The organism is Vibrio sp. V39_P1S14PM300, assembly GCF_009904765.1.
Classification (GTDB): domain Bacteria; phylum Pseudomonadota; class Gammaproteobacteria; order Enterobacterales; family Vibrionaceae; genus Vibrio; species Vibrio proteolyticus.
In genome coordinates this window covers 1-6,823 of record NZ_WXWP01000348.1, presented here as the reverse complement: position 1 = coordinate 6,823, position 6,823 = coordinate 1, and the positions used below count along the sequence as shown (strand labels likewise).

Here is a 6,823-nt window from a genome sequence, read left to right as displayed (position 1 = left end):
GTCTAAATGGATTGAACAAGACAGTGCACACTGCCTGCACCCGTTTACTAACTTTAAAGCACTGAATCAAAAAGGTTCTCGTGTCATCAAGCGCGCGAAAGGCGTGTACATTTATGACGAAAACGACAACCGGATTCTGGATGGCATGGCGGGCTTGTGGTGTGTAAACATGGGCTACGACTGTCAGCCGCTGATCGATGCGGCGACCGAGCAGTTACACCAACTGCCTTATTACAACCTGTTTTTCCAGACCACCCATCCACCGGCGGTTGAGCTGTCGACGCTGCTGGCGGAAATCACGCCAGAAGGCATGAATCATGTTTTCTTTACAGGCTCCGGCTCTGAGTGTAATGACACAGTGGTGCGTATGGTTCGCCATTACTGGGCCAGCAAAGGCAAACCCTCCAAACAGACCATCATCAGTCGCAAAAATGCCTATCACGGCAGTACCATGGCTGGTGCCAGTTTAGGCGGCATGGCGTTTATGCATGCGCAGGGTGGCTTACCTCTACCGAACATTGTCCATATCGATCAACCGTATCACTTCGGTGAAGGTCAGGGTATGGATGCCAACGAGTTTGGTCTTGAGCGCGCACGCCAACTGGAAGCGAAAATTCTTGAGTTGGGTGAAGACAATGTGGCGGCCTTTATTGCTGAGCCTATACAGGGCGCCGGTGGCGTGATCATTCCACCAGACAGCTACTGGCCTGAGATTCAGCGCATTTGTGACAAATACGACATTCTGTTGGTGGTTGATGAAGTCATTTGTGGTTTCGGCCGAACCGGTGAATGGTTTGCCAGCCAAACATACAACATCAGACCGGATTTGATGTGCATGGCGAAAGGCATTACGTCCGGTTACCTGCCGTTGGGCGGTGTTATGGTGCGTGACCATGTTGCCGAGGTGCTCACGGATGCAGATACCGAGTTCGCCCATGGCTTTACCTATTCAGGCCACCCTGCGGCCTGTGCAGTTGCTATTGCCAATATCAAAGAGATGCAACGTCTCAATATTGTCAGCCGCGTTAGAGAAGAGATTGCCCCTTATTTTGCCAGCCGCTGGACTGAGTTGGCTGAGCATCCTTTAGTCGGGGAAGCGCGCAGTAAAGGCTTAGTCGGGGCGATTGAGCTGGTGAAAGACAAAGCCACACACGCCCGTTTTGCCAAAGAGATCGATGTTGGCACCCGCTGCCGCGAACACTGTTTTGCCAGTGGTGTGGTGCTGCGCGCGGTTGGCGACTCGATGATTTGTTCACCACCGCTGGTGATCAGCAAGGAAGAGATCGACCAACTGGTTGATCTGGCGAAACTCGCACTGGATAAAACGCTCGCCGACGTTCAGCAGTAGTTGACGAGGAAAAAACCAAAGCAAAGAAGAGGAAACGGAGATCCACATGGGAAAACTAAAAGCTTACTTTGGGGTAGCGTTAGGGATGACGATAGGGCTGAGCCCGATAACATCGCTTGCTGCGGAGGATAAGGTACTCAATATTTACAACTGGTCTGACTATATTGCAGAAGACACCATCGCCCAGTTTGAAAAGGAAACCGGCATTAAAGTGGTGTACGACGTGTTCGACTCCAACGAAGTGCTGGAAGCGAAAATATTGTCAGGTAACACCGGGTTTGACCTGGTGGTCCCGAGTGATTCATTCCTTGGCAGACAGGCGCAAGCGGGTGCCTTTCAGAAACTGGATAAGAGCAAGCTCACTAATTACGCCAATCTGGATCCTCGCCTGATGAAGATCCTCGCAGATTCGGTCGATCCGGATAACAACTATGCGGTGCCATACCTGTGGGGTACTACCGGTATTGGCTATAACGTAGCGAAAGTGAAAGCTGCTCTTGGCGAAGACGCACCCGTCAACAGCTGGGAGCTGGTGTTCAAACCGGAGAACATGGAAAAGCTGTCGAAATGCGGGGTGGGCTTTTTGAATGCGCCGACTGAAATCATGTCGGCAGCGCTGAATTATCTCGGCAAAGATCCCAACAGTACCGACCCGAATGACTACAAGAAAGACGCATTGGCGCTACTTAAGCAGATTCGTCCTTACGTGACGTACTTCCACTCGTCTCAATACATCAATGATCTCGCCAACGGTGATATCTGTGTTGCGATCGGCTGGTCGGGTGATGTACTGCAAGCCTCAGACCGCGCTGCTGAAGCGGACAATGGCGTTGAGGTTGCGTACTCAATTCCCAAAGAAGGTGCGCTGGCCTGGTTCGATCTGATGGCGATTCCTCGCGACGCCAGACACCCGGACAATGCGCACAAGTTCATCGACTTCCTGCTGCGTCCGGAAGTGATTGCTGAAATCAGCAACTACGTGTGGTACGCCAACCCGAATCCGCCGTCACGTGAGTTTGTTGAAGCAGATATTCTGGACGATCCGGGCATCTACCCAGACGAGGCAACGCAAGAGAAACTTTACAGCTCTAAGCCTTTGCCTCACAAAACGTCTCGTGTACTGACTCGTGCATGGACAGACTTCGTTAAAGATTAATCAGCACAATTTGGCGACCTTTTATTGGTCGCCGTTTTTGTTTTGGAGATCAGCATGACAGTGATGTCAATCGATACCGACCTTTCTCATAATTATTCTGAGCCAAAGACGCCGAAACCGTTGCTGGAAATACGCGGGCTGACTAAAGATTTTGATGGCCACCTTGCTGTTGACGCCGTGGACCTGACCATTAATCAGGGCGAAATTTTCGCTCTGCTGGGCGCATCAGGGTGTGGTAAATCCACTTTATTGCGCATGTTAGCCGGTTTTGAACAACCCACTGCCGGACAGATCATTCTCGATGGTGAAGACTTGGCCGATATTCCCCCTTATCGCCGTCCGGTGAACATGATGTTCCAGTCTTACGCGCTATTCCCGCATATGACGGTTGCCGGCAACATCGCGTTCGGCCTCAAGCAAGACGGCTTACCCGCCAAAGAGATCGAAGCGACGGTCAAGCAGATGCTCGATCTGGTCCATATGGCGGATTACGCCAAACGTAAGCCTCATCAGTTGTCGGGTGGTCAGCGTCAACGGGTCGCACTGGCGCGCAGCCTGGCGAAAAAGCCCAAATTGCTGCTCTTGGATGAACCTATGGGGGCGCTGGATAAAAACCTGCGTGAGAAGATGCAGCTTGAAGTGGTCGATATTCTTGAACGGGTCGGGGTGACCTGCGTGATGGTAACGCACGATCAGGAAGAAGCGATGACCATGGCTAGTCGTATTGCGATCATGAACAAAGGGCAGTTTGTCCAGATTGGCTCGCCAACCGACGTGTACGAGCACCCGAACTCGAAGTTTGCCGCCAGCTTCATCGGCAAAGTGAATATCTTTGAAGGAACGCTGGAGACCAACCAGAACGACCAATCTTCTGTACGCAGCCCGGATCTGCCTCAGCCTATCTTTGTGAATCACGGCATTTCCGGTGCGCCGGGTATTCCGGTGATGATTGCAGTTCGTCCGGAAAAAATGACGCTGTGCGACAACATTCATCACGGCGCCAACAGTTGCAGTGGGGTGGTGGAAGACATCGCTTATATGGGCAATCAGTCCATTTATCATGTGCGACTGGCGTCGGGCAAGCTGGTGACCGCCACGTTACAAAATACGTCGCGGCTGCGTAAAGGTATGCCGACCTGGGAGCAGAAAGTCAATCTGTGTTGGGACATGGAAAGTTGCGTGGTACTGAAGATATGAAGAAACCAGCCAAACTCAAAATTTGGCGTATTATTCCCACGCCAAAATGCCTGCTTCTGGCCGTGCCGTATGGCTGGTTGATGTTGTTCTTTATGCTGCCGTTTCTGATTGTACTTAAGATCAGTTTTGCGGAGGCGCAGATCTCCATTCCACCCTATTCAGAGCTGGTCACTTACGCAGAACAACAAATTCGCCTGCTACTCAATATTGGTAACTATCAGTATCTGTTTGAAGATGATCTGTACATTTCCTCATACCTGCACTCCATCCGGATTGCTCTGGTGTCAACGTTACTGTGTCTGCTGATCGGTTTTCCGCTCGCCTGGGCCATCGTGCATTCCAAACCATCGACACGTAATGTTCTGCTGATGCTGATCATATTGCCGTCCTGGACCAGTTTTTTGATCCGCGTCTACGCCTGGATAGGGATACTGAAAAACAATGGTCTGCTCAATAACATGTTGATAACGTTCGGTATTCTCGATGAACCACTGCGCATCTTGCACACCGACTGGGCAGTGTACATCGGAATTGTGTACACCTATCTGCCGTTTATGGTATTGCCTCTGTATACCGCTTTGATGCGAGTGGATTACTCATTGATTGAAGCGGCCAGCGACTTAGGCGCTAAGCCGTTTACCACGCTGTTCAGCATTCTGGTGCCGCTGACCCGTGCGGGTATCATCGCCGGCTCCATGCTGGTGTTCATACCAGCGGTGGGTGAGTTTGTGATTCCTGAATTGCTCGGCGGTCCGGATTCGATTTTGATCGGTAAAGTCTTGTGGCAGGAGTTTTTCAACAACCGAGACTGGCCAGTCGCTTCGGCCGTGGCAACGGTGATGTTGCTTATCCTGATGGTGCCGATCCTGTGGTTCCATCGCTATCAGAAACGTGAGCTGGAGGCACAAGGATGAACAGTATTCCCGTTTACAACACCCGATGGAAATGGGTGATTCTCGGAGCCGGTCTGACCTTTTTGTATCTGCCGATCCTGATCCTGATTATCTACTCGTTCAATGAAAACCGCCTGGTGACGGTCTGGTCTGGGTTTTCGGTGAAATGGTACTTCGAACTGCTGCAAGATGACTTGTTGATGGGCGGGGTAAAACTGAGCCTGCTGATTGGTTTTTTGTCGGCGAGCGCTGCGGTGGTGCTTGGTATCATCGCCGCGTTTGTGTTAAACCGCTTTGGCAAGTTCCGCGGTGAAACTGGCTTTGCGTTTATGATCACCGCACCATTGGTCATGCCGGAAGTCATTACCGGGTTATCGCTGTTGCTGCTGTTTATCGCACTCGGGCAAGTGTTTGACCTGTTCAGCCACCGAGGGATGATGACCATCTGGATTGCGCATGTGACCTTCTGTACCGCGTACGTCACGGTGGTGGTCAGTTCGCGTTTGCAAGAGGTTGATCGCTCAATTGAAGAAGCGGCCATGGATCTGGGCGCACCGCCCTGGAAAGTGTTTTTCCAAATCACACTACCCAGCATTGCTCCGGCGATCGTGGCGGGTTGGTTGCTGGCGTTTACACTGTCACTGGATGATCTGGTGATCGCAAGTTTTGTGTCCGGTCCGAGCGCGACGACCTTGCCGATGGTGGTATTCTCTAGTGTGCGTTTGGGGGTGAGCCCGAAAATCAACGCTCTGGCGACGCTGATCATTCTGGCGGTATCCTGTGCTACGTTTATAGCCTGGTGGGTGATGGCAAAAGCCGAGAAACGCCGCTTGCAGGAGATAAAGATGGGTCTTCAATAGCTTACGGGTAAGGCCAGTCATCGACATACAATAACAATACGCGCCCCTTTTGCCCGGCATCTGGGGCGCGAATAACAACGAGAAGGTAGCAGCATGGATAGAGACATGGATGTGGGAAAACAGCTGAGAACAATACGTACCATGCGTGGTTTATCACAGCGGGAGCTGGCTAAACGCAGCGGAGTGACCAACTCCATGATCTCTCAGATCGAACAAAATCAGGTTAACCCATCGGTGGGTTCATTGAAAAAAATACTCGATGCGATTCCGATCTCCATGGGCGAGTTCTTCACGCTGGATGTCGAAACGCAGCACGATGAAATTTTCTTCTCCCCGGAACAATTGACTGACCTCGGTGATGGCAGCCTCCAACTGTGGCTGGTGGGCGCCAAAAGGGAAGGGCGGCAACTCGCCATCATGCGTGAGATTTATCCGCCAGGCGCCGATACCGGAACCGATTTTATGCAGCACGACGGCGAAGAGGGCGGTGTTATCTTGCGCGGCGAAATTGAAATCACGGTTGGTAACCAAACCCGGGTGCTGAAAGCTGGTGATTCGTACTACTTCGAAACCCGCAAGCCGCACCGTTTCCGTAACAAAAGCCGCCTAGAATGTGAGCTGATCAGCGCTTCCACTCCTCCCACATTTTAACCCTTGCTTTCATACATGGCGGCGTAGCGTCGCTGTGTGCATGTTATTATTAGTCGACATAAAAGGAACAGTGCTACGTCTCATGATTATTCTGTGAGTGTATTGATGAATGTGGCCTACTAAAAGTTGTATTTGTAATTTTCTCCAGATTAAGTTTGATTTAGTTCTTATATGCGTTAAGTGGCACTTGATTGAAGGTTAGGCATTTCGTTGTATATAGACCTTGTTTATGTAATTGGTATCAATTATGAGAAAAAATAATGGTCGTATTTCTATAAATAGTAAGTCTTTAAAATTATTGAGAAAAAAAATTGTCTAAGTCAGGAAAAGCTTGCCAGAGAATGTTTTGAAAGACGTCTATCTGTCTCTGTCGGATCGATAAAACGAGCGGAAGCTGGTAGGAATGTCTTATACAGAACAGCCGTAGACTTATCCAAGTATTTTAACGTACCACTGTCGGTAATAGTTGAAGATACAATTCCTACATCTTTGTGGCATTACTGTAAGCGCAGCAACGTTTCGGCTAGCCAATGTGTAGGTAGAGATTGGGAGCTCAACCAGCTCGAGCTACTTTTTCTCAGGTCGAAAACAGAAAGGGTGAGTGTTTTTGTTCATGGAAAAAAAGGTGTTGGGAAGAGCCATCTAATTAAATTTTTTGTAACGAATCGCGCAAGAAATGGAGATAATGCGCTTTATATATCGGACAGCGATTCTACTT

Annotated in this window: 7 protein-coding genes; all 7 read left to right on the top strand. The window is 50.2% G+C overall.

What is annotated here, in order from left to right:
• Positions 1–1,348, top strand: a 1,348-nt coding sequence (locus CAG65_RS18210; protein WP_202599449.1) for an aspartate aminotransferase family protein, incomplete at its 5' end; no start/stop codon positions are given.
• A 46-nt stretch (positions 1,349–1,394) separates the two neighbouring features.
• Positions 1,395–2,504, top strand: a complete 1,110-nt coding sequence (locus CAG65_RS18205; RefSeq protein ID WP_161454541.1) for an extracellular solute-binding protein — start codon at positions 1,395–1,397, stop codon at positions 2,502–2,504.
• A gap of 54 nt (positions 2,505–2,558) precedes the next feature.
• Positions 2,559–3,701, top strand: coding sequence for a putrescine ABC transporter ATP-binding subunit PotG (gene potG / locus CAG65_RS18200; RefSeq protein ID WP_021704744.1), 1,143 nt, complete (start codon positions 2,559–2,561; stop codon positions 3,699–3,701).
• Positions 3,698–4,615 (top strand): putrescine ABC transporter permease PotH, encoded by a 918-nt coding sequence (gene potH / locus CAG65_RS18195; RefSeq protein ID WP_161454540.1) that lies wholly within the window; start codon positions 3,698–3,700, stop codon positions 4,613–4,615. The genes potG and potH overlap by 4 nt, the downstream gene beginning before the upstream one ends.
• A complete protein-coding gene (locus tag CAG65_RS18190) occupies positions 4,612–5,454 on the top strand; it encodes an ABC transporter permease subunit (RefSeq protein ID WP_161454539.1) in 843 nt (280 codons plus the stop codon). The genes potH and CAG65_RS18190 overlap by 4 nt, the downstream gene beginning before the upstream one ends.
• Before the next feature lie 93 nt (positions 5,455–5,547).
• A complete protein-coding gene (locus CAG65_RS18185; protein ID WP_237668265.1) occupies positions 5,548–6,105 on the top strand; it encodes a cupin domain-containing protein in 558 nt (185 codons plus the stop codon).
• Between the two features lie 489 nt (positions 6,106–6,594).
• On the top strand, positions 6,595–6,823 hold a 229-nt coding region (locus CAG65_RS22495; protein WP_161454538.1), incomplete at its 3' end, for an ATP-binding protein.